General features: G+C 72.7%; 23 protein-coding genes and 1 riboswitch. Of the genes, 5 read left to right on the plus strand and 18 right to left on the minus strand.

All coding sequences use genetic code 11. The features are described from left to right. Window positions 1–8: 8 nt before the first annotated feature. The 5 genes from IE311_RS09740 to IE311_RS09760 all read right to left on the minus strand — a co-directional run bounded on the left by IE311_RS09740 (window position 9) and on the right by IE311_RS09760 (window position 5,070). The gene (locus IE311_RS09740; RefSeq protein WP_189831183.1) at window positions 9–257 is read right to left on the minus strand and encodes a hypothetical protein; all 249 of its coding nucleotides are present in this window, start codon (window positions 255–257) and stop codon (window positions 9–11) included. Between the two features lie 41 nt (window positions 258–298). Then, entirely contained in the window at window positions 299–796 is a 498-nt protein-coding gene (locus IE311_RS09745) for an NUDIX domain-containing protein (protein WP_189831184.1), read from the minus strand. Window positions 797–866: 70 nt separating this feature from the next. Further along, on the minus strand, window positions 867–2,072 hold the full coding sequence (locus IE311_RS09750; RefSeq protein WP_189831185.1) for an FAD-dependent oxidoreductase: 1,206 nt from the start codon (window positions 2,070–2,072) through the stop codon (window positions 867–869). Further along, on the minus strand, window positions 2,069–3,502 hold the full coding sequence (locus IE311_RS09755) for an FAD-dependent oxidoreductase (RefSeq protein WP_189831186.1): 1,434 nt from the start codon (window positions 3,500–3,502) through the stop codon (window positions 2,069–2,071). Before IE311_RS09755 ends, IE311_RS09750 begins: the two co-directional genes overlap by 4 nt. Next, complete coding sequence (locus IE311_RS09760) at window positions 3,499–5,070, minus strand: FGGY family carbohydrate kinase (RefSeq protein WP_229901822.1); 1,572 nt, start codon at window positions 5,068–5,070, stop codon at window positions 3,499–3,501. The genes IE311_RS09755 and IE311_RS09760 overlap by 4 nt, the downstream gene beginning before the upstream one ends. A 301-nt stretch (window positions 5,071–5,371) precedes the next feature. Here IE311_RS09760 and IE311_RS09765 point away from each other — a divergent pair, with 301 nt between their 5' ends. Both IE311_RS09765 and IE311_RS09770 read left to right on the plus strand, forming a co-directional pair. Then, a complete protein-coding gene (locus tag IE311_RS09765) occupies window positions 5,372–6,346 on the plus strand; it encodes a hypothetical protein (protein WP_189831187.1) in 975 nt (324 codons plus the stop codon). A 112-nt stretch (window positions 6,347–6,458) separates the two neighbouring features. Further along, window positions 6,459–7,991 (plus strand): amino acid permease, encoded by a 1,533-nt coding sequence (locus tag IE311_RS09770; RefSeq protein WP_189831188.1) that lies wholly within the window; start codon window positions 6,459–6,461, stop codon window positions 7,989–7,991. A gap of 167 nt (window positions 7,992–8,158) precedes the next feature. Here the strand turns inward: IE311_RS09770 and IE311_RS09775 are convergent, their stop codons facing one another. After that, window positions 8,159–8,914, minus strand: coding sequence for a GntR family transcriptional regulator (locus tag IE311_RS09775; RefSeq protein ID WP_189831189.1), 756 nt, complete (start codon window positions 8,912–8,914; stop codon window positions 8,159–8,161). 185 nt (window positions 8,915–9,099) lie between these two features. Here IE311_RS09775 and IE311_RS09780 point away from each other — a divergent pair, with 185 nt between their 5' ends. After that, complete coding sequence (locus IE311_RS09780) at window positions 9,100–10,440, plus strand: DUF2252 domain-containing protein (RefSeq protein ID WP_189831190.1); 1,341 nt, start codon at window positions 9,100–9,102, stop codon at window positions 10,438–10,440. Between the two features lie 226 nt (window positions 10,441–10,666). Here IE311_RS09780 and IE311_RS09785 read toward each other — a convergent pair whose 3' ends face one another. From IE311_RS09785 to IE311_RS36630, 12 genes are all read right to left on the minus strand, one after another. Then, window positions 10,667–12,058: an FAD-dependent oxidoreductase gene (locus tag IE311_RS09785; protein ID WP_189831191.1), complete on the minus strand. Its 1,392-nt coding sequence runs from the start codon at window positions 12,056–12,058 to the stop codon at window positions 10,667–10,669. 115 nt (window positions 12,059–12,173) lie between these two features. Then, entirely contained in the window at window positions 12,174–12,710 is a 537-nt protein-coding gene (locus IE311_RS09790; protein WP_189831192.1) for a PadR family transcriptional regulator, read from the minus strand. A 32-nt stretch (window positions 12,711–12,742) separates the two neighbouring features. After that, window positions 12,743–14,758 (minus strand): NADPH-dependent 2,4-dienoyl-CoA reductase, encoded by a 2,016-nt coding sequence (locus IE311_RS09795; protein WP_189831193.1) that lies wholly within the window; start codon window positions 14,756–14,758, stop codon window positions 12,743–12,745. A 117-nt stretch (window positions 14,759–14,875) separates the two neighbouring features. Next, complete coding sequence (locus tag IE311_RS09800; RefSeq protein ID WP_229901823.1) at window positions 14,876–15,757, minus strand: energy-coupling factor ABC transporter ATP-binding protein; 882 nt, start codon at window positions 15,755–15,757, stop codon at window positions 14,876–14,878. Beyond that, entirely contained in the window at window positions 15,754–16,503 is a 750-nt protein-coding gene (gene cbiQ, locus IE311_RS09805) for a cobalt ECF transporter T component CbiQ (protein ID WP_189831194.1), read from the minus strand. Before cbiQ ends, IE311_RS09800 begins: the two co-directional genes overlap by 4 nt. Window positions 16,504–16,509: 6 nt before the next feature. After that, on the minus strand, window positions 16,510–16,950 hold the full coding sequence (locus IE311_RS09810; protein ID WP_189831195.1) for an energy-coupling factor ABC transporter substrate-binding protein: 441 nt from the start codon (window positions 16,948–16,950) through the stop codon (window positions 16,510–16,512). Further along, the gene (locus IE311_RS09815) at window positions 16,947–17,648 is read right to left on the minus strand and encodes an energy-coupling factor ABC transporter permease (protein ID WP_189831196.1); all 702 of its coding nucleotides are present in this window, start codon (window positions 17,646–17,648) and stop codon (window positions 16,947–16,949) included. The genes IE311_RS09810 and IE311_RS09815 overlap by 4 nt, the downstream gene beginning before the upstream one ends. A gap of 29 nt (window positions 17,649–17,677) precedes the next feature. Continuing rightward, a riboswitch (cobalamin riboswitch) is annotated at window positions 17,678–17,884 on the minus strand. Window positions 17,885–17,949: 65 nt separating this feature from the next. After that, on the minus strand, window positions 17,950–18,396 hold the full coding sequence (locus tag IE311_RS09820) for a PTS-dependent dihydroxyacetone kinase phosphotransferase subunit DhaM (protein WP_189831197.1): 447 nt from the start codon (window positions 18,394–18,396) through the stop codon (window positions 17,950–17,952). Next, window positions 18,393–19,028: a dihydroxyacetone kinase subunit DhaL gene (dhaL, locus tag IE311_RS09825; protein WP_189831198.1), complete on the minus strand. Its 636-nt coding sequence runs from the start codon at window positions 19,026–19,028 to the stop codon at window positions 18,393–18,395. Before dhaL ends, IE311_RS09820 begins: the two co-directional genes overlap by 4 nt. Window positions 19,029–19,101: 73 nt before the next feature. Continuing rightward, complete coding sequence (gene dhaK / locus IE311_RS09830) at window positions 19,102–20,094, minus strand: dihydroxyacetone kinase subunit DhaK (protein WP_189831199.1); 993 nt, start codon at window positions 20,092–20,094, stop codon at window positions 19,102–19,104. A gap of 384 nt (window positions 20,095–20,478) precedes the next feature. Next, entirely contained in the window at window positions 20,479–21,564 is a 1,086-nt protein-coding gene (locus IE311_RS09835; RefSeq protein ID WP_189831200.1) for a hypothetical protein, read from the minus strand. A gap of 13 nt (window positions 21,565–21,577) precedes the next feature. Next, window positions 21,578–21,967 (minus strand): hypothetical protein, encoded by a 390-nt coding sequence (locus IE311_RS36630; RefSeq protein WP_229901824.1) that lies wholly within the window; start codon window positions 21,965–21,967, stop codon window positions 21,578–21,580. Between IE311_RS36630 and IE311_RS36635 the strand changes: the two genes are divergently transcribed. Together IE311_RS36635 and IE311_RS09845 are read left to right on the plus strand one after the other, a co-directional pair. Further along, window positions 21,960–22,412 (plus strand): hypothetical protein, encoded by a 453-nt coding sequence (locus tag IE311_RS36635; RefSeq protein WP_229901825.1) that lies wholly within the window; start codon window positions 21,960–21,962, stop codon window positions 22,410–22,412. The genes IE311_RS36630 and IE311_RS36635 overlap by 8 nt on opposite strands. An 812-nt stretch (window positions 22,413–23,224) precedes the next feature. After that, complete coding sequence (locus IE311_RS09845) at window positions 23,225–24,484, plus strand: glycoside hydrolase family 16 protein (RefSeq protein ID WP_189831201.1); 1,260 nt, start codon at window positions 23,225–23,227, stop codon at window positions 24,482–24,484. The last annotated feature ends 111 nt before the right edge of the window (window positions 24,485–24,595 follow it).

Raw genomic sequence — 24,595 nt, forward strand, 5'->3', positions numbered from 1 at the left:
TCACCACCTCATCCGGCGCGCCCCCGCGCGGTCGTCGCGGGGGAGGCCCGCAGGGACGAGACGAGCCGCAGCAGCCGGTCCTCGTTCCCCGAGAGGCCCGCGGCGCGGAGCGCCTCGTCCGCCTCGGCCATCGGACTGGTCAGCATCACCCCCGCGTACGGGGCGAGCTGCGGGTCGGTCAGCACGGCCTGGGTGGATTCGAGCAGCCGCAGGTACGCCTGGGCGGCCGCGCGCTCGCTGGCGGTGATCGTGGTCATGTCGGGCTCCCTCTCGACAGTTCGGCGCTCACCACCCTCTCCTACGGGTCTGACAATCGACCTCGGCCGTGTCCGCCGAGCTGTTCCTCCAGCCGTTCCAGGAAGACCCGCTGCCCCTCGACGAGCAGCGGCGCGGCCGCCTCCGGGGTGAACCAGCCCACCCGGTCGATCTCCGGGAACTCCCCCTGGACGCCGGACCGGGGCGGCCACTCCATGGTGAAGGTGCCCGGCACGATGGCGGCCGGGTCGAGGGTGCCCTCGACGGCCCAGACGGTGACGAGTTTTCCGTTGCGCTGCCGGGCCTCACCGAGGTCCAGCCACGCGCCCTCCGGAGCCGGTAGGCCCAGCTCCTCCAGGAACTCGCGGCTCGCCGCGGCCTCCGGAGCCTCGTCCGGCTCGTACTCCCCCTTGGGGATCGACCAGGCGGCCTGCTCGCGGGAGGCCCAGAAGGGCCCGCCCATATGGCCGATGAGAACCTCGACACCACCGTCCGCCGTACGGCGGAAGACCAGAAGACCCGCGCTGCGCTTGACCGACATGCCGCCCAGTCTGGCCGAAGGGCCCGGCCGCCGCAGCCGCGCGAGCCCTCGCCCGCACGCCCTCGGCGCGTCAGTCCTCCGAACCGACCACCACGGGGCCGCCCGTGAGGTCCACGCCGCTCGTCCAGTGGAGCGGAAGCCGGACCGAACGCCACGGGGCGAGCGACCCGCTCAGCCGCTCCCGCCGCAGCGGGACGCCGTCCTGGGTGACGGTCAGGACCGGGCGTACCAGCCTGCGGTCCGCCCGGAGGATCAGCGGCGCGGCCACCGGACCGAGAAGGCCGGGCGTCACCCACCGCAGCGGTCCCGATGCCGTCACCGGCACCCCGCCTCCGGGCCAGGGACGTCCGTCGAGACGGTCGAGCACGGCGGCCGCCGCCGCCCGTCCCTCGGCGGCGGCCACCAGCGCCGGCTCCCCGCCCCGCAGCAGGTTGCCGACGGCGAAGATCCCGGGTTCGGCGGTACGGAACGAACCGTCCGTCGCGGGGCCCCGGGTGCCCGGCACGAGCGGAAGCCCGCGGGCCCGGGCGAGTTCGTGGTCCGGGATCCAGTCGCCGGTGAACACCACGGTGTCGCAGCGCAGCGTCGCTGTGCGGCCGTCCCCGCCCCGGACCGCGACCCCGGTCAGCCGGCCGCGCCCGACGAGCTCGGTCACGACCGTGCCGCCGAGTACCGGGACCGCGCCGAACGCGTGCCGTCCCACCGGCGGTTCGGCCACGACCGCCGCCACCTCCACCCCGGCGCGGCGAAGCGTCCGCACGGCGTCGCGGGCCACCGGGTCGCCGCCCACGACCACGGCCCGTCGCCCGAGGTGCTCGCGCCGGGCGCCGAACCGGAGGACCAGCCGCTGGAGCTCGCCCGTCGTGAGCACTCCGGCGGGCCGCGAGCCGGGCACGAGCCGTGCGCTGCGTGGCCGTTCGCGGGCCCCGGTGGCGAGGACCACCGCGCGGGCCCGGATGCGTTCGAGTCCGCTCGGGGCGGTGACGTCCAGGGTGAGCGGCCCGGCCCAGCCGGTGGCCGACACGCCGGCACGGACGGTGGCCCCGGCCCGCAGCGCCGCTCGGACCGCGCGTCGCGCGTACGCGGGGCCGTCCAGCGGCAGGCCCCGGGCGTCCGCGCCGAATCCCGGGCGGGCGCAGTGCCGTGGGACCCCGCCCGCGGCCCGCTCCCGTTCCAGGACCTCGACACGGCCCGCGCCCGAGGCCGCGAGCCGGGCGGCCGCGGCGAGCCCGGCCGGTCCGGCGCCGACCACGAGGACGTCGACCGTACGGTTCACCGGGCGCCCCTTCCTTTCTTCTCGGGGCCGTACTCCTCGAACAACGCCCGTACCTCCGCGCCGCAGTGGTGCCCCTGGCAGCGACCGCCCCGGGCGCGTGTCCTGCGCCGCAGACCGTCGAGGCCTCCCGGCGGGATCGTGGAGGTGAGCGCGGCCCGGATCTCGCCCTCGGTGACCCGCTCGCAGTGGCAGACGATCGCTCCGAACTCCGGGTTCCCGGCGATGAGCCGGGCATCCCGGTAGGGGCGGGAGAAGGCTTCGCCGAGGTTCGGCATCCGGAGCCGGGCGAGCGGGCGCTCGGGCCCCGGATCCAGCCCGCAGTCGGCGAGCAGTCCGCGGACGTGCTCGGCGACGGCCAGGGAGGCGGTGAGCCCGGTGGACCGGATCCCGCCCACCGTGACGTAGCGGAGCCCGGGGTGGGCGGCGATCCGGTAGTCCTCCTGTCCGGTGGCGGCCCGAAGCCCCGCGTAGACGGCCGTGACCTCCTCGTCGAGCAGCGCCGGGAGGATCCGGCCGCCCTGCTCGCGAAGACCGGCGAGCCCCTCCGCCGTCGTGCCGGTGGCGGTCTTGTCGTCCAGGTCCTCGGCGGTGGGCCCGAGCATGACGTTCCCGTACACCGTCGGTGTGATGAGCACGCCCTTGCCGAGCGGGCCGGGGACGGGGAGCAGGATGTGACGCACCAGGTCGCGTGCGAACTTGTCGAAGACCAGCAGCTGCCCCCTACGGGGGGTGACGACGAAGTCCTCGCGGCCGACCAGCGCGTCGAACGCGTCCGCGTGGAGTCCGCAGGCGTTCACGAGATGACGGGTCCGCAGAACCCCCCGGCGGGTGACGAGCCGGTGGTACGGATCGCCCGGACGCACCTGCTCCACCGAGCAGTTGAGGTGCAGGTCGACGCCGGAGCGGACGGCCTGCGTGGCGTACGCGAGGGTGGTCGTCCAGGGGCAGATCACCGCCTCGCCCGGTACCTCCAGCGCGCCGAGACCACCCGGCCCCAGGTGCGGTTCCCGGGCGCGGAGTTCGGCGGCGGTGAGCAGCCGGGTCGTGCGGTGTCCGTTGCGCTCGGCCTTCTCCGCGAGACGGGGGAGGGCGGCGCGCTGCCCCTCGTCCCAGGCGACGAGCAGAGCGCCCAGGGGCTCCACGGGGATGCCTGTCTCCCGCGCGTACGCGGACAGCAGCCGGTGGCCCTCGCGGACGAGCCGTGCCTCCAGGGTGCCGGGCGCGGCGTCGAAGCCGGTGTGCAGGATGGCGGTGTTGGCCTTCGACGTACCGTCGCCGACGTCGTTGGACGCCTCCACGAGCGCGATCCGCAGCGGGTGGCGGGCCAGGGTCCGGGCGATCGCGGAGCCGACGACTCCCGCTCCGACGACCACGACGTCGTAGGCCGCGTCGGCGCCGACTGGGAGGGCGCCCGTGCGGGTGACGCTCATCCGGTTCCGGTTCCGGTGCCGGTGCCGGTGCCGGTGCCGGTGGTGCCAGGGCCGGCGGCAGCGCCGGAGGCGGCGTCCACCTCCGTTCCGGGACCCGCCGTCGTTCCCGGCGCCCCGCCGCCGACCCCGGCGTCGGCGCGTTCGACCAGCGCCGACACCTCTCCCCGGAAGCGCGCCAGACGTTCGGCCGCCTCGTCGCCCGAGATCCGGGGCTCGTACACGACGGAAGGCTTCCATTCGGGTACCGCCTCGCGGAGCGTGAGCCGCGGGTCGTGGCCGAGCCGGGCCACCGCGCCCACCCCGAGCGCCGTGGCGTCGGGCAGCGAGGAGACCTCGACCGGCAGTTGCAGCAGGTCCGCCTGGGTCTGCATGAGCAGCGCGGACCGGGTGAGGCCGCCGTCTGCGCGCAGCGAGGTCAGCGGCGCCCCGCGGTCCGCCGCGACGGCCGAGGAGAGCTCCACCACCTGTGCGGCGATGCCCTCGCACAGGGCCCGGACCAGATGGCCCGGCGTGGTGTCGAGACCGAGGCCGGTGAGCGAACCGCGTACGTCGCCGCGCCACCAGGGCGCGGCGAGCCCCGCGAGCGCGGGAACGAAGGTCACCCCACCGGCGTCCGCGACTTCGCCGCCGACCGGGTCGAGTTCCTCGGCCCCGGCGATGACGCCGAGGTCGGTGAGCCAGCGCACGGCCGATGCGACCGTGTACACCTGACCGTCGAGACAGTGGGACACCTGCCCGCCGAGCCGCCAGGCGACACAGCTGACCAGGCCGGAAGAGGTGCGCCGTGGCTCGGGGCCGGTCTGGGCGAGGAGGAAGGCCCCGGTGCCGTAGGTGCACTTGGCGGCGGACGGGCGGTCGGCGCTCTGGGTGAGCAGCGCCGCCTGCTGGTCCACCAGGAGACCGGTGAGCGGCAGGGGCGGTCCGAAGGCGGTCGTGGTGCCGACGGGTGTGTCGCAGTCGACGACACGGGGGAGCCGCTCGCCGCCGAGACCGTACAGATCGAGCGCCGTCTCCGACCAGGCGAGGGTGTCGAGGTCGAGCAGTCCGGTCCGCCCGGCGGTCGCCGCGTCGGTGACGAAGGCGCCCGTGAGCCGGTGGACGAGCCAGGCGTCGCTGGTGGTGACGACGCCCGCGCCGGTGGCGTGGCGGCGGATCCAGGCCATCTTCGGAGCGGCGAAGTAGGGGTCGAGGGGGAGACCGGTCAGTTGCCTCAACCGCTCTGCATGGGAGTTGAGTTCGGCGCAGACGGAGGCGGCCCTGCGGTCCTGCCACACGAGGGCGTCGGTGAGCGGAAGGCCGGTGGCGGGGTCCCAGGCGAGGACGGTCTCCCCCTGGTTGGCGAGGCCCACCGCCACCACCGGGGTGCCGGCCTCGGCGAGCGCCGCCCGGCCCGCGCTGACGACGGAGTCGTACAGCTCACGCGGGTCCACCTCGACCAGGCCGCCCGGCAGGTAGCGGGGACGGACCGGGGCCGTACCGCTGCCGATGACGCCGCGCTCGGGGCAGAGGACGAGCGCCTTGGTGCCCGAGGTGCCCTGGTCGACGGCGAGTACCGGGCCGCCCGTCATCGCGCTGCTCCTGTCCTTGGACGTTCAGTGATCATCCGATCACCGAAAAGGGTCAGGGTGCCGTCGTCGGGGTGCTCCGTCAAGCCTCCGCCGACGATCACGTCAGGTCCGTCGGCATACCTGAGAGTAAGTCAAATTCGGTCGTTGGCTTAATAGTTGCCGTCACAAAAGAAAGTGGACCGGTCGCGTCCAGAGCCCTCTATAGTGATCGCCGATCAACGGCCGGGACGCCCGCCGGGGGACTGACCACCCCCTCCATCCACCGAGGACCCATGTCATCCACACCACGCCCCACCCCCTGATGGCCGGACACGGCTTCCGCCCCGTCTACCATCCCGCGGGCCACGACCACGCCCTGCGCAACGCCGCCCAGGACTTACGCACCGGCCGCTGGGTGGCGATGGCCCGACTCCTCGACGAGACGACGGGCTGGGACGCCTGGACCCGCCGCACCCAGGTCCTCGCCGCCGTCGCCGCCGGCACCGACGTCGTCCACACCTGGCGGACCGAGCAGCCCGAGAGCCTCGCCGCCGGAGTGATGCACAGCCGGGTCGCCGTCGAGCGGGCCGTACGCGCCCACCGCGCCGGCCACACCCGCACCCGGGAACTCTGGCAGGAGGCCTGGACCGCCTGCCGCGAGGCCGCCGACCTGGCCCCCGCCGACCCGGTTCCCTGGGTGGGCCTGATCGCCCTCGCCACCCTCGACGGCCGCCAGCGCATGGCCGAGCACCGGATCTCCCCGCCCGCCCCCATGCTGCCGCCCGGCCCCTGGGGCCTGCTCGCCGAGGCGGAGAAACGCGACCCGCACAACCGCGAGGCGCACCACCGGATGCTGCAGTTCGTCTACGCCCGACGCCCCGGACCCCTCTCCGAGGCCGTCAACTACGCCCACTGGGCGGCCTCCTCGGCCCCCGTCGGCTCCGCCCTGCACGTCCTCCCGCTCTACGTCCGCGTCGAACGCTACCGGCGCGAGCGGGGCCACGAGCGCGCCCTCGACCTCCACTGGGTCGCCGAGGACGCCCTGCGCGACGCCCAGCGCGCCCTGGACACCTGGTTCCTCTTCTGCGCCACCGACGAGGCCTCCCTGCTCGACCTCAACCACCTGGCGCACGCCCTCTTCGGGGCCCTGCGCTTCACCGAGGCGGCCCGGGTCTTCGAGGCGCTCGGCCCGTACTACACGACCCTGCCGTGGGCGTACCGGACCCCTCACCCCGACGACCGCGTGCTCGCCGAAGAGGTCTTCCTGCGCGCCCGCGCGCGCTGTCTCGGCGACTGAGGCCCTCCGCCCGCCCTCCCGCCGCCCCCGCCCGCAGCACGCCCCGCCCCCGACCCGACGCACCCCCGTTCACCCCCACTCGCCCCGCTCACTCCCGTCCCCGGAGGAACCGATGTCCCGCACGACCGCCCCCACCGACGCGATACGCAAGCCGCCCCCCGCCCAGGACGAGGAGGCGCGGCTGAGAGAACTCGGCTACCAGCCGGTCCTCGCCCGGCGCATGGGCGGCTTCGGCAACTTCGCGATCAGCTTCTCGGTCATCTCCGTCCTCTCCGGATGCATGACCCTGTACGGCTTCGGCATGGGCACCGGCGGACCCGCCGTCATGCTGTGGGGCTGGGCCGGTGTCGGTCTCTTCGTGCTGTGCGTGGGACTCGCCCTCGCCGAGGTGACCAGCGCCTACCCGACGTCCGGCGCCCTCTACTACATGGCGGACCGGCTCGGCGGGCGCCGCTGGGGCTGGTACACCGGCTGGCTGAATCTGCTCGGTCTGCTCGGCGCCATCGCCGGTATCGACTACGGCGCGGCACTCTTCACCGGGGCCTTCCTCAACCTCCAGTGGGGCTTCGTCCCCACACCGGAGTCCACCTTCCTGATCTTCCTGGCGATCCTGCTGCTCCACGCCGTCCTGAACCTCTTCGGAGTGCGCCTGGTCAGCGTGCTCAACTCGGTCAGCGTCTGGTGGCACCTGGCGGGCGTGGCGGTCATCGTCGGCGCCCTGGCGTTCATCCCCGACCGGCACCAGTCCGCCGAGTTCGTGTTCACCGAGTTCGTCAACGACACCGGCTGGGCCAACCCCTTCTACGTCGCCGCCATCGGCCTGCTCCTCGCCCAGTACACCTTCTCCGGCTACGACGCCTCGGCCCATCTCTCCGAGGAGACCTCCAACGCCTCCGTCGCCGCCGCCAAGGGCATCGTGCGGGCCATCTGGGTCTCCTGGATCGCCGGCTTCGCCCTGCTCGCCGGACTGAGCTTCGCCATCCAGGACTACGCGGCCACACAGAACAGCGCCACCGGAGTTCCGCCCGCCCAGATCCTCCTGGACGCGCTCGGTTCCGGCGGCGCCACGGCCCTGCTCCTCGTGGTGATCGTCGCCCAGCTCTTCTGCGGCAACGCCGAGGTGGCCGCCGCCAGCCGGATGGTCTTCGCCTTCAGCCGCGACAACGCCCTGCCCGGCTCCGCGATCTGGCGCAAGGTCAGCGGCCGCACCCAGACCCCGGTCCCCGCCGTCTGGCTCGCGGTGGCGGTGGCAGCCCTGCTCGCCGTGCCCTCGCTGTACTCCGCCACCGCCTACGGCGCCGTCACCGCGATCAACGTCATCGGCATCACGCCCGCCTACGCCATCCCGATCTATCTGCGCCTGCGCGCCGGGAACCGCTTCACTCCCGGCCCGTGGAGCCTGGGCCGCTGGAGCAAGCCGATCGGCTGGACCGCCGTCGTCTGGGTGGCGATCGTGACCGTGCTGTTCTGCCTGCCCCAGAAGTCCCCCGTCACGGTCGACACCATGAACTACGCGGTGATCGCGCTCGCCGTCGTGCTCGTGCTGGCCAGCGTCTGGTGGTACGTCGCCCGCCGCTCGTACGGCACGCCGACGGCGTACGGCACGGCCCGCGAGGAGGCGGAGATCGCGGAGGGCATCGTCTGACGGAGGGCACCGGGATCGCCCGGTTCACCTCGTTCGACGGGCGCACCTGGCGCACCGGGCTCGTCGAGGACGCCCGTGGCGCCGGGAGCGCCGACAGGGCGGAGGGCCTGGCTCCTGTCCCCGTACCGGACAGGAACCGGGCCCTCCAGGGCACCCGAGGGTCGTCGTCAGGCGCTGAACTCGTAGGTCCAGGCCGCCGACTGGGCCGAGAAATCGATGTCAGTGATCTCCAGGGCGTGCCCGTGCTGATCGCTCACCACCCGGTGGACGATCAGCCGGGCCGCGCCGCCGGCTGTCGTCGTGGCCGGGCCGGGCGGCACGCCGACCGACTCCCGGTGGGTGATCCGAAGCCCCGCCTGGTGCATCCAGTGGTAGAGCAGCCGCAGGTCGGGCTGTTGCCTGCAGTCCCGGCCCCTGCGGTAGCGGGCCAGTTGGGGGATCTCGGTCAGCGCGGGCCGGGAGAACCACGACACCGCCCGCTGGAGCGCGGTTCCGTGCGGTCCGAGCACGACGTGCCGGTGGACGAGCGTCGGCTCGCCCGGGGCGAGCTGGAGCCGCGCCGTCAGGGGAGTCGGCGGCGGTTCCCAGGTGAGCGTGGCCCGCACCAGCGCCTCGGCCGCGCGGGGCCCGCCCGGGAAGGTCGGCCGGCGGGCCGTCAGCGCCGGGACGGCGGGCTCGCCCCCGGCTCCGGCGGCGGCGAAGGTGCCGCGCCGGTCGGTGACCACGAGCCGTTCGTCGCGCAGGAGCTGGAGCGCGCTGCGTACGGTCTGCCGGTTGACGTGGTACCGCATGGACAGGGATCGTTCCGAAGGGAGCCGACTGCCGGGTGAGATGCGCCGGTGGGCGAGGTCCTCGCGCAGTGCGGCGGCGACCCGGAGATAGAGCGGCGCTTCTGCCGCCGCCTCGGTTTCGGGCTCGGCCATGATCAGACCCTCTCTTCGCTCAGCGTGACCGCGTGGGTCGTGTGGGTGATCAATTCCTATCATTGGTCTAAACCATTTCGCTAGGCCGGTCCGTCAGAGTGGCCGAAACGAGCGTCGCCCCTTGTAATGAGGTACCAGGTGAACGGGTACGAGACCGCGGCGGCGGAAGAGGCGGGTGAGGCCGGATGCTGACACCATCTGAGCGCGCCGAGCGGGGCAGGGCGGCCCGTAAGCGCGTCCCCCGCTCCTCCCACGGCCGCTGGATACCCAGCTCCCAGCGGCCCGACCCGGTCGGCGTGCTGGAACGCCAGTCCGAGGGCCGGGTGCCCGAACTCGTACCACTCCGGTACGGCCGGATGGCCGTGTCCCCCTTCGCCTTCTTCCGCGGCGCCGCCGCCGTCATGGCCGCCGACCTCGCCGCCCAGCAGCACACCGGCCTGACCGTCCAGCTCTGCGGCGACGCCCACCTCCTCAACTTCGGGGTCTACGCCTCACCCGAACGGACGCTTCTCTTCGATGTGAACGATTTCGACGAGACGCTCCCCGGTCCCTTCGAATGGGACGTGAAAAGGCTCGCCGCCAGCGTCACCGTCGCGGCCCTCCAGAACGGCAGCACCAAGCCCAAGGCCCACCGCGCGGCCCTGGTCGCCGCCGAGGCGTACCGGACGGCCGTGCGCCGCCTCGCGGGCCTCGGCGAACTGGCCGTCTGGTACGAGCGGATCGCCGCCGACGAGCTCGTCCCCCTCGTCCGCCGCGAGGACCGTGCCCGCTTCGTGAACCGGCTCGCCCGCGCCCGTCGCCGCACCAGCCTCCAGGCCTTCACCAAGCTCACCGAGGCCGACGCGAGCGGAGCCCGCCACATCGTCGACGACCCGCCACTCCTCCAACGCGCCACCGACCTCGACCGGGTCACCCTCGGCAAGATCTTCAGCGACTACCGCAGCTCGCTCGCCGAGGAACGCCGGATCCTGCTCGACCGCTACCGCTTCCTCGACGCCGCCCGCAAGGTGGTCGGCGTCGGCAGTGTCGGCACCCGCTGCTTCGTCCTCCTCCTCGAAGGCCGTGACGACACGGACCCGCTCATCCTCCAGATCAAGGAGGCCGGCCCGTCCGTCCTGGAGCCCTACCTGACGCCGAGCGTGTACCCCCATCAGGGCCGCCGTGTCGTCTCGGGCCAGCGCCTCACGCAGGCGTCGAGCGACATCTTCCTCGGCTGGATGACCGGCCCCGAGCAGCGGCACTTCTACTGGCGCCAACTGCGCGACATGAAGGGCTCCGCGGAGGTGGAGTCCATGTCCCCGTCCCTGCTGCGGGACTACGCCCGGCTCTGCGGACGGGCACTGGCCCGCGCCCACGCCCGCTCCGGCGACCGGATCGCGATAGCGGCCTATCTCGGAGGTTCGGACGTCTTCGACCGGGCGATGGCCGACTTCGCCCTCGCCTACGCGCGACAGAACGCCGACGACTACGCGGCGCTCGGCGGCGCGATCGCCGCGGGAGTGGTCGCGGCGGCACCGGGAGCCTGAGCCGCCCCTGCCGGAGGCCGGACACCCGGCTCGATCCCTGGCGGGGGCCCGACGCCGGGCCCTCGCTCCCTGCCCGGGCCCTAAGACGGATCCGCCCCCTGCCCGGGACCCGAAGACGGACCCGCCCCCCTGCCCGGGACCCGAAGACGGACTCCGCCCCCGCCGGCCCCCGGCCGGCCCCGAGCACGACGGCTCGGGCCCGACCGGGGCGGCGGCGCGGGGCTTGCTACGGTTCGCGCCGCAGCGGGGGTCCCGCCGGCGATTCGGCCGGGGGTCCGAACAGCACCGCCCGTGCCACCGGGGGCGCGAAGAGGCTCGTCAGCGGGGCGGTCAGGGTCAGGGCCGCACGGAACGACTCGCCCACGACCGGATCACCCGCGGCCCGCTGCTGGACCCGGCTCAGATACCAGCCGACCGCCTTGTCCGCGGGACCCGTACGGGCCGCGTCCCCGGTCGCGCCCGGCATCTTCTTGTCGGCGCCCGCCGAGATGTCCCAGGCCTGCCGGGAGGCGTCGAGCAGTGCGCGCTGCACCGTGCGCGTGGTCGCGGTGCGCCGGGGATCGGCGAGCGCCTTGCGCAGGGCGACAGCGCTGAGCGCGGCGACGGCCATGCCCTGCCCGTAGATGGGGTTGAACGCGCACAGCGCGTCGCCGGTGGCGAGGAAGCCGGCCGGGCGCCGGCCCGGACGGTCGTACCGGCGCCGGATGTTCGCGGTCTTGCGGAAGCCGTACACCGGGGACACCGGCTCGGCCCGCGCCAGCCAGTCGCTGATCACCGGATGCGGCAGCCGCTTGGCGTACTCCTCGAACTCGCCCTCGTCGGTGGGCGGTTCGTCCCCGCGCAGCCCGGAGAGGGTCACGAGGTGGTGTCCGTCGCCGAGGGGCAGGACGACACCGCCGTACACCTGGGCGGGGTTGGGCACGATGTAGTAGCCGGTCGCGTCGGTGCCGGGGTCCTCGTCCGGCGCGCGGTAGACGCGGGTGCCGTATGCGAGACCGGTGTCGAGGGTCTCCTCGTGCGGGGCCTCCGCGCCGATGTCCGCCAGCCAGTCGGCGGACTTCGTGGACCGCCCGGAGGCGTCCACCACCAGATCGGCCGCGAGGGTACGGGGCTGCTTGTCGGCCCCCGCACCGCGCTCACGCACCCGCACCCCACGCACCCGCGAGGAGTCACCCGTCAGGCCCACGGTCTCGGTGCCCTCGATCAGCTCGATCCGCGGGTCGGCGAGCACCCGCTGCCGCACCAGCCACTCCAGCTGGGGGCGTGCGCCGGTGAAGAAGCTGACGGTCGCGGGCGTACGGCGGTACCACCGGCCGTTCTGCCACTGGACCATGTCCTCGGGGACGCCCACCTTGGGCGCGCCGAGCTCGGCCAGCTCGTCCATGAACCCGGGAAGCAGCTCGTCGAAGGCCTGCTGGCCACCCGCGATCAGCACGTGCAGATGCCGCCCCTGCGGGACACCCGGCCGCGCCTCCGGCCCCTCGGGAAGCCGGTCGCGCTCGACGACCGTCACCTTCTCCGCGTGCTCGGCGAGCACCCGGGCCGCCAGCAGCCCGGCGAGACTTCCCCCGATGACCACCGCGTGACGTGTCGCGCGGTGCCCCAAGTCGTCGGCCATACCCGCCCTTTCGTGTCGTGGATTCCGAACCACCCAGTATCCACTGCGCCGGGCGCCGGGCGGGGGTATCGCCGTACGGTTTCGGCCTCTCCGGGGCGATGTCACGCCCCGGACGTCACTCCGTTCCGAGTTCCGCCAGTGCGCCCGTCAGCCATTCCACCCAGAAGCGCTCCATCTCGATCCCGCCCCGCAGGACGAGATGGCGCAGCCGGTCGGGTTCGGAGTGGCGGCGGTCGGCCGGGAAGTCGCGGGACTCGATGGCCAGGTACTCGTCCAGCTGTTCCTGGTGCAGGGCGAGATGGCGGGACAGCTCGGCGCGGAGGCCGGTCGCGCCGACCACGGCGGCCGCCCGCATCCTCAGCAGCAGGGCGGCCCGCATCGGCTTGGGGTCCTCGGACCTGGCGACCCAGGTGCCCAGCTCGGCGCGGCCCGCGGGCAGCACCTCGTACTCCTTGCGCTGCCCCCGTACGGGCACCGGGGCGGGCAGGGCACGGATGTGCCCCGCCTGCTCCAGCTTGCCCAGCTCGCGGTAGATCTGCTGGTGCGTGGCCGACCAGAAGTAGCCGATCGACTTGTCGAAGCGGCGCGTCAGTTCGAGGCCGGAGGACGGCTTTTCGAGCAGCGCGGTGAGGATCGCGTGCGGGAGGGACATGCACGCATCCTAGAAGTGGCCGGCCACGGCGATCACAGCGTGGCCGCCAGCCGGGTGCCCTGGTCGATCGCCCGCTTGGCGTCCAGCTCGGCGGCGACGTCCGCGCCACCGATCAGGTGCGCCACGCGGCCCGCCGCGATCAGCTCCTCGTACAGGTCCCGGCGCGGCTCCTGGCCCGCGCAGAGGACGACGGTGTCGACGGGGAGCAGCTGCTGCTCGCCGCCGATCGTGACGTGCAGGCCCTCGTCGTCGATCCGGTCGTACGACACGCCCGCGACCATCGCCACACCCCGGTGCTTGAGCTCGGTGCGGTGGATCCACCCCGTGGTCTTGCCGAGGCCCGCGCCGACCTTGGACTCCTTGCGCTGGAGCAGGTGCACCTGGCGCGGCGGTGCGGGGCGCTCGGGGACGCGCAGTCCGCCCCGGTTCTCGTACGAGGTGTCCACACCCCACTGCCGGAAGTACGTCTCGGGGTCCTGGCTCGCGCCCTCCCCGCCGTCGGTGAGGAACTCCGCGACGTCGAAGCCGATGCCGCCCGCGCCGATGATGGCGACGCGCTCGCCGACGGGCGCGCCGTCCCGCAGCACGTCCAGGTAGCTGAGGACGCTCGGGTGGTCGACGCCCGCGATGCCGGGGGTGCGGGGGGAGACGCCGGTGGCGACGACGACCTCGTCGAAGCCGTCCAGGTCGGTCGCGGAGACCGGGGTGTTCAGCCGGACGTCGACGCCGCGTTCGGCGAGCTGTACACGGAAGTAGCGCAGCGTCTCGTCGAACTCCTCCTTGCCGGGGACCCGCTTGGCGATGTTGAGCTGACCGCCGACCTCGGCGGCCGCGTCGAAGAGGGTGACGGAGTGTCCGCGCTCGGCCGCGGACACCGCGCAGGAGAGACCGGCCGGACCCGCGCCGACGACGGCGATCCGCTTGGCGCGGCGGGTGGGGGAGAGGACCAGCTCGGTCTCGTGGCACGCCCGCGGGTTGACCAGGCAGGAGGTGATCTTCAGGTTGAAGGTGTGGTCGAGGCAGGCCTGGTTGCAGCCGATGCAGGTGTTGATGGTGTCGGCGCGGTCGGCGCCGGCCTTGGCGACGAAGTCGGGGTCGGCGAGGAACGGGCGGGCCAGCGAGACGAGGTCGGCGCGGCCGTCGGCGAGGATCTCCTCGGCGACCTCGGGGGTGTTGATGCGGTTGCTGGTGACGAGCGGGACGGAGACCGCGCCCATCAGCTTCTTGGTCACCCAGGTGTAGGCGCCGCGCGGCACGGAGGTCGCGATGGTGGGGATGCGCGCCTCGTGCCAGCCGATGCCGGTGTTGATGATGGTGGCGCCCGCGGCCTCGATCTCCTTGGCGAGCTGGACGACCTCTTCCAGGGTGGAGCCGCCGGGCACGAGGTCCAGCATGGAGAGGCGGTAGACGAGGATGAAGTCCTCGCCGACCCGCTCCCGGATCCTGCGGACGATCTCCAGCGGGAAGCGGACGCGGTTCTCGTAGGAGCCGCCCCAGCGGTCCGTGCGCCGGTTGGTGGCGGCGGCGATGAACTCGTTGATGAGGTAGCCCTCGGAGCCCATCACCTCGACGCCGTCGTACCCGGCCTCCTTGGCGAGCTCGGCGCAGCGGGCGTAGTCCTCGACGGTCTGCTCGACCTCGGCGTCGGTCAGCTCGTTCGGTACGAAGGGGCTGATGGGGGCCTTGATCGCGCTGGGCGCGACGAGCGCGGGGTGGTACGCGTACCGGCCGAAGTGCAGGATCTGCATCGCGATCCGGCCGCCGGCCTCGTGCACGGCGTCCGTGATCAGACGGTGCTCGGCGGCCTCCTCGGCGGTGGTGAGCTTGGCGCCGCCGTCCCAGGGGCGTCCGGCGTCGTTGGGCGCGATGCCACCGGTGACGATGAGGCCGACGCCGCCTCGGGCGCGCTCGGCGTAGAAGGCGGCCATGCGCTCGAAGCCGTGCTCGGTCTCTTCGAGTCCGACGTGCATCGATCCCATGATCACCCGGTTGGGCAGGGTGGTGAACCCGAGGTCGAGCGGGCTCAGCAGGTGCGGGTACGGGGTCATGCGGGCGCCTCCTCGCGCAGGATCGTCGACTCAGTTCTAAGGGACCCCCTCTGGTTCTGCAACTAGTTGCAGAAGATTCGGGACGTGATGTCTACTACTCGGTAGCAAAGGCTCGGCTCAGGACCCGGTGCGGGCGCTCGCCGCCCCCGTCCCGGTCCACGCGTCCAGGTCCTCCGGGGTACGCGGCTCCCTGGCGTCCGCGGTGAGCAGGCCGTGGGCGCGTAGCAGACGCGCCACCGTCGTACCCCAGGGACGGCGCAGCCGGGCCTCCTCCAGGAGCACGTCGTCCGCGAGGAGCTCCGCGACCGGACCGGTGCGCAGGCCCGAGGGCGCCAGAACCGCCGCCTCGTCCGCCCACCGGAGTGCCAGGTCCACGTCGTGCGTCGCCATCAGCACGGTCGTACCCGCCTCCCGCAGCCGCTGGAGCGCGTCGAGCAGCCGCTCCTGCCCGTGCGGGTCGAGCCCCGCCGTCGGCTCGTCCATGATCAGGACCCGGGGCCGCATCGCCATCGCGCCGGCGATCGCCGCCCGCTTGCGCTGCCCGTACGACAGCAGATGCGTCGGACGGTCCGCGAGGGCCACGATGTCCAGCGCCTCCAGCGCCTCCCGCACCCGGAGCCGTACCTCCTCCTCCGGCAGCCCCAGGTTCATCGGACCGAACGACACGTCCTGACCGACCGACGCCGCGAACAGCTGGTCGTCCGGATCCTGCACCACCAGCTGCACGGTGGTCCGCAGGCGCGTCAACCCCTTCCGGTCGTACGCCACCTCCGCCCCGTCGAGGAGCAGCGACCCGCTCCCGCACCGCAGCCCGCCGCTGAGCAGCCGCAGCAGTGTCGTCTTCCCACTGCCGTTCCGACCGAGCAGCGCGACCGCCCGGCCCTCCGCCACGGCGAAGTCCACACCCGAGAGGACCGCGGGCCCGTCCTCGTAGGCGAAGCCCGCGCCCACCAGTTCCACGACGGGGGCAGGACGGGGAGGAGGCGTCGTAGACGTCACGGAAGAGACCTTTCCAGTACGAGAGTGAGGGCGACGAGCCCCGCGAGCAGCGCGGCCGACACGGCGAGGAACCGGCGGGAGACCGCCGACACGGGAACCAGGACCCGCAGCGTCCCGTCGTACCCCCGGCCCGCGAGCCCCGAGTGCAGCCGCTGCGCCCGGTCGAAGGCCCGCACGAACGTGGTCGCGCCGAGGCCGGCGAGCGAACGCCAGGTCGCGGCCCGTGAGGTGTGCCCGAGCCGTGCCGCCTGGGCCTGCCGGATCTTGGACAGCGAGTCGAGCAGCAGGAAGATGATCCGGTACATCACGAGTGCCACGTCCACCACCGGCGCCGGCACCCCGGCCCGGACGAGCCGGGGCAGGACGTCCGACACCGGCGTGGTGAAGGCGAAGAGGAGCACTCCGAGCGACGCCGACGCCGTCCGCAGCAGCAGCTCGCCCGCCTGCGCCGGACCGCCCGGCGCGAGTGCCACGACCCCCCGGGCGCCGCCCACCTCGAAGAGCAGGGGAATCGCCCCCGTGACACAGAAGCCGAGCGGGATCCGGAACGCCCGCCACAGTGCCCGGCCCGGCACACCCGCCGGCCCGAGCAGGACCGTGAGCGTCGCCGCCGCCACGAGGACCGCACCGGGCCAGGGCGGCAGGCTCACCGCGCACAACGTGAGACCGAAGCCGAGCAGCGCCTTCTCGGCGGGATGGCGGCGGCGCCAGCGACTGCTGTGCGCCGCCGCGTCGATCGGCAGCATCGGCGGCTACGCGTCCTGCCCGTCGACGGACGCTCCGGCCCGGGACTCGGCGGTGCCGGTGCCGGTGCCGGTGCCGCTGTCCGCCTCGGCCGTGGCACCGCCGTCGCCCCCGCCCGCCACCGCGGACTTCGCCCCGGCGGCCTCCGCTCGGGCCGCCCCCTGCCGACGCCCGCGCCGCACCCCGAAGTAGTACGCGAGCACCCCGGCGCCGAGAGCCGCCTGGAGGGCGAACAGCGCGGACTCGATCTCCCCGGACGGCGGTTCGTACAGCGGGCTGAACCACGGTTCGTAGTCCGGCCGGAGCTCCGTGATCGCGGTCTCCGCCTCCGCGTCCGCCCCGGTGAACGGCTCTTCCTTGTGGTCTCCGAGACCCAGCGCGAGCGGCAGGACCGCCAGCGCGGCGACGATGAGCAGCAGCAGGGTGTTGATCTTCGCGTTCCGGCTCATCGCGCGGCCGCCTCCTCGCGTCGCTCCGTCTTGTCGCGCCCGGCGAAGATGCCGAGCCGGGTCAGCTCTCCCTTGCTCGACTGGGTCAGCAGCCGCATCACGAGCACGGTGAGCAGGCCCTCGCTGACCGCCAGCGGAATCTGCGTCACGGCGAAGATCCCGCCGAACTTGGCGAGCGCGCCGGGAATGCCGCTCCCCGGATCCGGGAAGGCGAGCGCCAGCTGCACACTGGTCACGCAGTACGTGGACAGGTCGGCGACAAAGGCGCCGAAGAAGACGGCGACCATCAGCGGCGCGCCGAAGCGGCGGAACAGCCGATACGCCCCGTACCCCGCCCAGGGCCCGACGATCGCCATCGAGAAGGCGTTCGCGCCGAGCGTGGTCAGCCCGCCGTGGGCGAGCAGCAGGGCCTGGAAGAGCAGGGTGATCGTGCCCAGGACCGCCATGATCGGCGGCCGGAACAGGATCGCGCCCAGCCCCGTCCCGGTGGGATGGGAGCAACTGCCGGTCACGGAAGGCAGCTTGAGCGCCGACAGGACGAACGTGAAGGCGCCGGAGGCGCCGAGCAACAGAGTGGACTCAGGATTCGACCGCACCTCGCGGGTCAGCGCGCGGACCCCGTGGACGACGAACGGCGCGGACGCGACGCCCCAGGCGGCGGCGTGCACAGGGGGTAGATACCCCTCGGCTATATGCATGGTTGGGAGACCCTCTCCAGCACCTCGTGGATGGACAACGCACCCTGGCCGGTCTCCTGGCTGACGGTCATGCGCCCGGACTCCGCCTTCCCACACCACGGCGGTCTCCCGTCGTGGTCCAGTGGCTTCCCCGTGGGTGTCTCCCGCGGGGGTGGAGCCGGACCTCCCGATCACAGTGGCGAGGGCCGCACCGGTACTTCACCGGTTTCCCGTACACCAAGGCCCTGCGACATTAGTGCGTTGACCTGCTGGATCACAACACGGTCGCCACCCGGTGCGGCCCCGCGCTCACTGCGCGCAGTCACTCCTTGCGGTAGGCGTACGCCTCCGAGGCCGCCGCCGCCACGGCGTCGAGGTCGCCGCCCGCGCTCGCGGTGACCAGTGCGGCGACCGCGCCCTCGACGAACGGCGCGTCCACCAGTCGAGACGACTCGGGCAGGTCGTCGCCCTCGGCGAGCAAGGCCTTCACGGTGAGCACGGCGCTTCCCAGGTCCACGAGGATCGCGACTCCGGCACCCCGGTCGACGCCCTTCGCCGCCGCGCAGATCAGTTCGGAACTCGTCCCCAGCCCGCCGTCCGGGGTCCCGCCGGCCGGCAGGACCGGTGCGAGATCACCTCCTCCGGCAAGCCCCCGGGCCAGCTCGGCCACGGCCGTGGCGACGGCGGAGCTGTGCGAGACGAGCACGATGCCGACGGGCTGGGAGCCACCACCGTTCCCGGCCCCGGCACTCCCCGCCGCCCCGCTCATGACGCCCCCTCGGTTCGCCCGGCCTCGGCGAGCGCCGTCTCGTCCAGCGCGGCGAAGAGCAGCGCAGAGGACGTCGCCCCCGGATCCTGGTGCCCCACCGACCGCTCGCCCAGATAACTGGCCCTGCCCTTGCGGGCCCGCAGGGGTACGGTCGCGAGGGCGCCCTCCTCGGCGGCGGCGCGGGCCGCCGCGAACGACTCCCTCAGACCCTGCACGGCGGGGACCAGCGCGTCCAGCATCGTCTTGTCCCCCACCTGGGCGCCGCCCAGCTGCGCCACGGCGGCCACGCCGGAGCCGAGTGCCTCCGCCAACTGCTCCCGGGTCACCCGGTCGCCGTCGCCCAGCGTCTTTCCCGTACGGCGCAGAAGCGTGCCGTACAGCGGCCCCGACGCGCCGCCCACGGTGGAGATCAGCTGCCGCCCGGCGGAGGCCAGCACCGCGCCGGGCGTCGCCGGCGGTTCCTTGGCCAAGGTCTCGGTCACGGCGGCGAACCCCCGAGTGAGGTTGGCGCCGTGGTCGGCGTCGCCGATCGCCGAGTCCAGCTCGGTGAGGTGCTCGGCCTCACGGTCGACGGCCTCGGCCACCGCGGCCAGCCAGCGCACCAGGAAATCCGCGCCGAAGGTCCCTGTCATGTCGATCCCCATTCCCGTCCCACGTCCTCTGCCGAGTCCCGAGCCCTGTCCAGGTATCGCGTTCGTTCGCGTCTCAGCGGCCCCAGCGCAGCGCGGCCGTCTGCACGGGCGCGTCCCAGAGCCGCAGGAGCTCCTCGTCCACCGCGCACAGGGTCACCGAGCAGCCGGCCATGTCGAGCGAGGTCACGTAGTTCCCGACGAGCGTCCGGGCCACCGGCACCTTCCGCTCGCCGAGCACGCGCTGCACCTCGGCGTTGAATCCGTACAGTTCGAGGAGCGGGGTCGCGCCCATCCCGTTCACCAGGGCGATGACCGGCCCGGAGGGGCGGAGATCCTCGAGGACGGCGTCGACGGCGAAGTCCGCGATCTCCCGGGACGTCATCATGGGACGCCGCTCGCGGCCCGGTTCGCCGTGGATGCCGACGCCCAGCTCCAGTTCACCCGCGGGGAGATCGAAGGTGGGGCTGCCCTTGGCGGGGGTGGTGCACGCGCTGAGGGCCACGCCGAAGGAGCGGGAGCGCTCGTTGACCCGGCGGGCGATCGCCTCCACGCGCTCCAGCGGAGCGCCCTCCTCCGCGGCGGCGCCCGCGATCTTCTCCACGAAGAGCGTGGCACCGGTCCCGCGCCGGCCCGCCGTGTACAGACTGTCCTTGACGGCGACGTCGTCGTCGACGAGGACCTTGGCGACCTGGATGCCCTCGTCCTCGGCGAGCTCCGCGGCCATCTCGAAGTTCAGTACGTCGCCGGTGTAGTTCTTGACGACGAACAGGACGCCGGCACCGCTGTCGACGGCGGCCGCGGCCCGCACCATCTGATCGGGCACGGGCGAGGTGAACACCTCACCGGGACACGCGGCCGCCAGCATCCCGGGCCCCACGAAGCCCCCGTGCAAGGGCTCGTGCCCCGACCCACCGCCGGAGACCAGCGCCACCTTGCCCGCCACGGGCGCGTCCCGCCGCACCACGACCCGGCGCTCCACGTCCACGGTGAGCTCGGGATGAGCGGCGGCCATCCCACGCAGCGCATCGGCGACGACGGTCTCGGGGACGTTGATGAGCATCCTCACGGGTATCTCCTTGCGGTTTCAGCGGAAGGGCCTTGGGCTGGTGTCTTCGCAGATCAGGTGGCGTTCCCGAGTGAGATGATCTTGGCGCTGTGTGGCGGCTGGAAGCGCCTCCTGTCGGTTCTGGTACTGACCTGATGCCGACGTACATGATGATGTGTCAGATCGAAGTGCTGCCTTGATGGGTGGCGATGGAGACTCCCGGCTCGGACGATATCGACATTGCCGCCGCCAAGGCCATGTGGGCAAGGCTGATTCCAGCGAGTCGTCGGGCACGCTCGTCGACCTGGTCGCCGCCGACTCGATGCCGTGCCCGGCCGGCGTCGCGCTCTACCGGACGGGCCCGGGACGCGTCGCGCGCCCGGGCCCGTCCCGTATCGGTGCAGGTCAGCGGACCTGGACGGATGCGACCAGAGTGTTCAGGTCCGGCCAGAGCTTCTTGTTCGTCTCCGGCAGTACGACCCACAGCACCGAGGGGCGGACCCGCCCGGTGTCGACCACGAGGACCGCGTTCAGGTCCATCGTGGACGGCACCCCGCGTTTGTGGAAGTGGATCTCGCTGACCAGCAGCCAGGCGTCATGTCCGTCGACCTTCAGCGGCTGCGAGGCGACGTCGACCAGGATCGCCTGGTCACGCGGGTACTCGTAGCGCCGCCGCTCGTCCATCACCGCGCCCGCCACGCCCCGCAGCTCCCCGGTGCCGCCGGCCGCGGCCATGATGTCCTCGTCGACCTGCGTGGACTTCACGAGTGCGCGCTGGCGCCCCTCCTGCTTGCGGGTGAAGCCGTCGAAGATCGGATCCAGCGTCTTGCTCCGGTCCCACGTGCCGCCCAGCTCCGCGTACTCCAGGGAGGAGTCCGTGACGGTGCCGATGACCGGCGAGCCCTCGCCCGGGTAGTCCGGCACCTTGGCGGTCCCGGTGAGCCGCCGCTCCTCGGGCAGCGGGGATGCGCCGGGGGTGAGAGTGGGCACGGGGATGCCCCGCTGCGGGGCGTCCGCGGTGCTGCCCGCGCAGGTGGCGGACGAGGAGTCCGGTGTGCTGTGCGCCTGCTGGACCACCTTGCCGCCGACCAGCACGGTGCACGTGAGAGTGCCCCCTTCCTGGTCCTCGCGGCTTCTGACGTCCAGGTAGAAGTCGGCGCCCGCCTCCAGCTCGACGGTCTTGCGGTACGGCAGGATGACGACCTTGTGGGGCTCGTGGTTGCCGTTCGCCTCCCCGACGGTGAGGTTCACCGAGGGGTGGTCGCCCGTCGCGATGTAGGTGACCTCGACCCGCCGGGATTCCTTGTCCGGGGATGCCCCGTCGTCGCTCGGGTCGCCGACGGCCAGGGCCAGGCCCACCGCGCCGAGCGTGACCACCTCGAAGAGGATCACCAGGGCGCCGACCAGGTAGAACCCGCCCGGGATCCGGTCGAAGATCTTCTTGCCACGGCCGGAGTGGAACTCGCGTCTCGGCCGGGATGTCTGCGTCATGTCGTCCTCCCCCTCACGCCCGGCCGCTGTCGCCGGACCGGCGGTCGGCCGGCTCGTCGGCGAACCGCGTGGCCAGCAGCCCCGCCTCCCGCGCCTCGTCCAGCATCCGGTGCAGGTCATGGAGCCGGGACCGGTCGGCGAGCCCCTCGATCTCGGCGACGGCCAGCTCGTCCCGCACCGTGTTCACCACCAGCTCGTGCATGTCCTCGCCGAGTTGCTCCAGCTCTCGTACGGCCTCCCACTCGCGGTACGCCGCGTCCGCCGCGCGGGTGTTCTCGGCGTACCGCTCCAGCGCCTCCACCCGCTCCTCCAGCGCGCTCGACGACAGCCGCAGCGCCTGCCGCTGAGTCCGCAGCACCTCCTCCACCCGCGAGCCGGAGGCGTCCCCGGCAGCGGTGCGCACCTTCCGCGCCAGCCCGGGTCAGCTCGGCCAGGCGCTGGGCGATCTCGTACTGTTGGGTCGGCAGCGTCACGTCGTTGGCGATGTCGTCCAGCAGCCCGTCCCGGTCGACCTGCGACTGGAGTACCGCCGTCACGGCGGCCTGGGCGCGCTCCATCCGGCGCAGCGGCGAGTGGCCCAGCAGCTCGCGCAGGGAGTCGTCGCCGAAGTCCTCGGCCAGGTAGTAGCGGCCGTGGCGCAGCCGGGCCACCCGCTGCCGCTCGTCGGTCCCGCAGCCGAGGACGACGATCAGCAGCCAGGCCAGCAGGTGCACGCCCACGACGGTCAGGATGAACGCCTCGAACCCGAACTGGACCCCGACCCAGATCAGCCCCGCCTGCGCCGCGAGCCCGACGGCCAGGCCGGGCCACACGCCGATCAGCGCCCACAGGATCGTCACCGGCAGTAGCGCGCACACCGCGGAGGCCCCCAGAGCCGTCCAGATGTCCGCCTTGGTACGGCCGCCCAGCCCCGGCTCCTCGGGCAGCGGCAGGGTGGCCGGGAAGAGACCGTCGGCGGACTTCTCCAGCAGCGCGCGCTCCGCGTCCTCGAGGGCCGGATCCACCACCGGCCGCAGCGCAATGTCCTGCGCCATTCAGCAACACCCCCCACAGGTTGGGGAGATCGTGACACACGCCGGAGGGGCTGCCCACGCCACCCCTGTTCCCGGCCGCCGACTGAGACGGCGCGAACCCGAAGACAAACTGTCTTCGACCCTTGGCCTGATGCCGCTGAGGCCGACGGGGTGCGACGCGCAGCCAGAGGCGCGAGAGGCGCCCCTGTCCGGTAGCCGGCGCCCCCCCGTGACGGGCAGGTCTTGCGCAGTCCCCGGTCGATCTCGACCAGCGTTCGCTGCTCAGTGAAGGGCCGTGAACTCAGTGCTCACTGAACGGTCCGCACTCCGGTCTCCTCGACCTGAGGCAGGGCGCGGACGATTTCCAGAGTGACCTCGGCTACGAGTGCGCATCCTGGCACGTCACCCTCAGGGCGGATCAAGCCAGCCTTAAGGGAACGTTAAGTCGCTGGCGCATGGGGAAAACCGCAGGTCAGAGACGCGTAAGGGTTGAAGCCCGATGTTGCCATGTGCATTACACCTCCGCAATACTCACTGGCCGCGGGTGACGCCGCGTCACCCTTGAGAGCGCTCTCACAGGACAGTCGGACGGTTTGTCCTGCGAAAACGCTTTCTCGTCCCCCTCCCTCGGAAAAGGATGACTGCCCATGGCTGCTGCTCATCGAGCGAGACGTTGGTCCTTCGGTGGACTGGTGCTCGTCGTCACCGCCGGACTGGTGGTGGCGGTGTTCATGTCCTTCGTCGGTTCGGGCGCTTCGCGGGCCGGTGCCGCCGCGGTCGCCGCGCAGACCTGGTCCGACGAGTTCGACGGACCGGCGGGTCGCGGACCCGATTCCGCGAAGTGGACGCTGGAGACCGGTGGTTCGGGATTCGGGAACCACGAGTTGCAGTACTACACCAACAGCACGTCGAACGCCGCGCTCGACGGTCAGGGCCACCTGGTCCTCACCGCGCGGAAGAACGGCGATGCCGGACTGCAGTGCTGGTACGGGCAGTGTCAGTACACATCGGCGCGGCTGAACACCGCCAAGACGTTCACGCAGACGTACGGACGTTTCGAGGCGCGGATCAAGATCCCGCGGGGACAGGGGATTTGGCCCGCGTTCTGGATGCTGGGCAATGATCTCGGCACCGTCGGGTGGCCCAACAGCGGCGAGATCGACATCATGGAGAACATCGGACGCGAGCCCCATACGGTGCACGGAACCGTGCACGGACCGGGGTACTCGGGAGCGGGCGGCCTGGGGGCGTCGTACAACCTGCCCGGTGGACGGGCTTTCGCCGACGACTTCCATGTGTTCGCCGTGGACTGGAGCCCGAACTCGATCGTCTGGTCGGTGGACGGCACGACGTACAAGACGCTCACCCCGGCCGGCACCAACGGCAACAAGTGGGTCTTCGACCACCCGTTCTTCCTCATCCTCAACGTGGCGGTCGGCGGCGACTGGCCCGGTAGCCCCGATGCCTCCTCGGCCTTCCCGCAGACGATGGTCGTCGACTACGTACGTGCCTCCGGCAGCGCCACCGCCGCACGTCCGATCCGCGGCATCGGCGGAATGTGCGTCGACGTCGCGGGCGGTTCGAACGCCGACCGTACGCCGATCCAGCTGCACAACTGCACCGGGAACGCGGCCCAGCAGTGGACCATCGGCGGCGACGGCACCGTTCGCGCTCTCGGCAAGTGCCTCGATGTGGCGGGTGGTTCCACCGCGGATGGCGCCGTGGTCCAGCTCTACACCTGCAACGGCACCAACGCCCAGAAATGGACGTACACGGGCGCCCGCGACCTCACCAACATCGGCGCCGGCAAGTGCCTGGACGCCAAGGGCAACTCCTCGGCCGACGGAACCCGGCTGCAGACCTGGGCCTGCACCGGCGGCGCCAATCAGAAGTGGACGGTCGGCTGATCGATGCACGGAGTCGGCAGCGCCCTGCCGCGGCTGATTCCCGACTCCGGCTCCGCCCCCGTACCCGGCTCTCCCTCAACCCCTCGCAGAACGGACCCCCCACCGTGACGG

This window comes from Streptomyces zaomyceticus, assembly GCF_014656215.1.
Taxonomy (GTDB): Bacteria; Actinomycetota; Actinomycetes; order Streptomycetales; family Streptomycetaceae; genus Streptomyces; species Streptomyces zaomyceticus.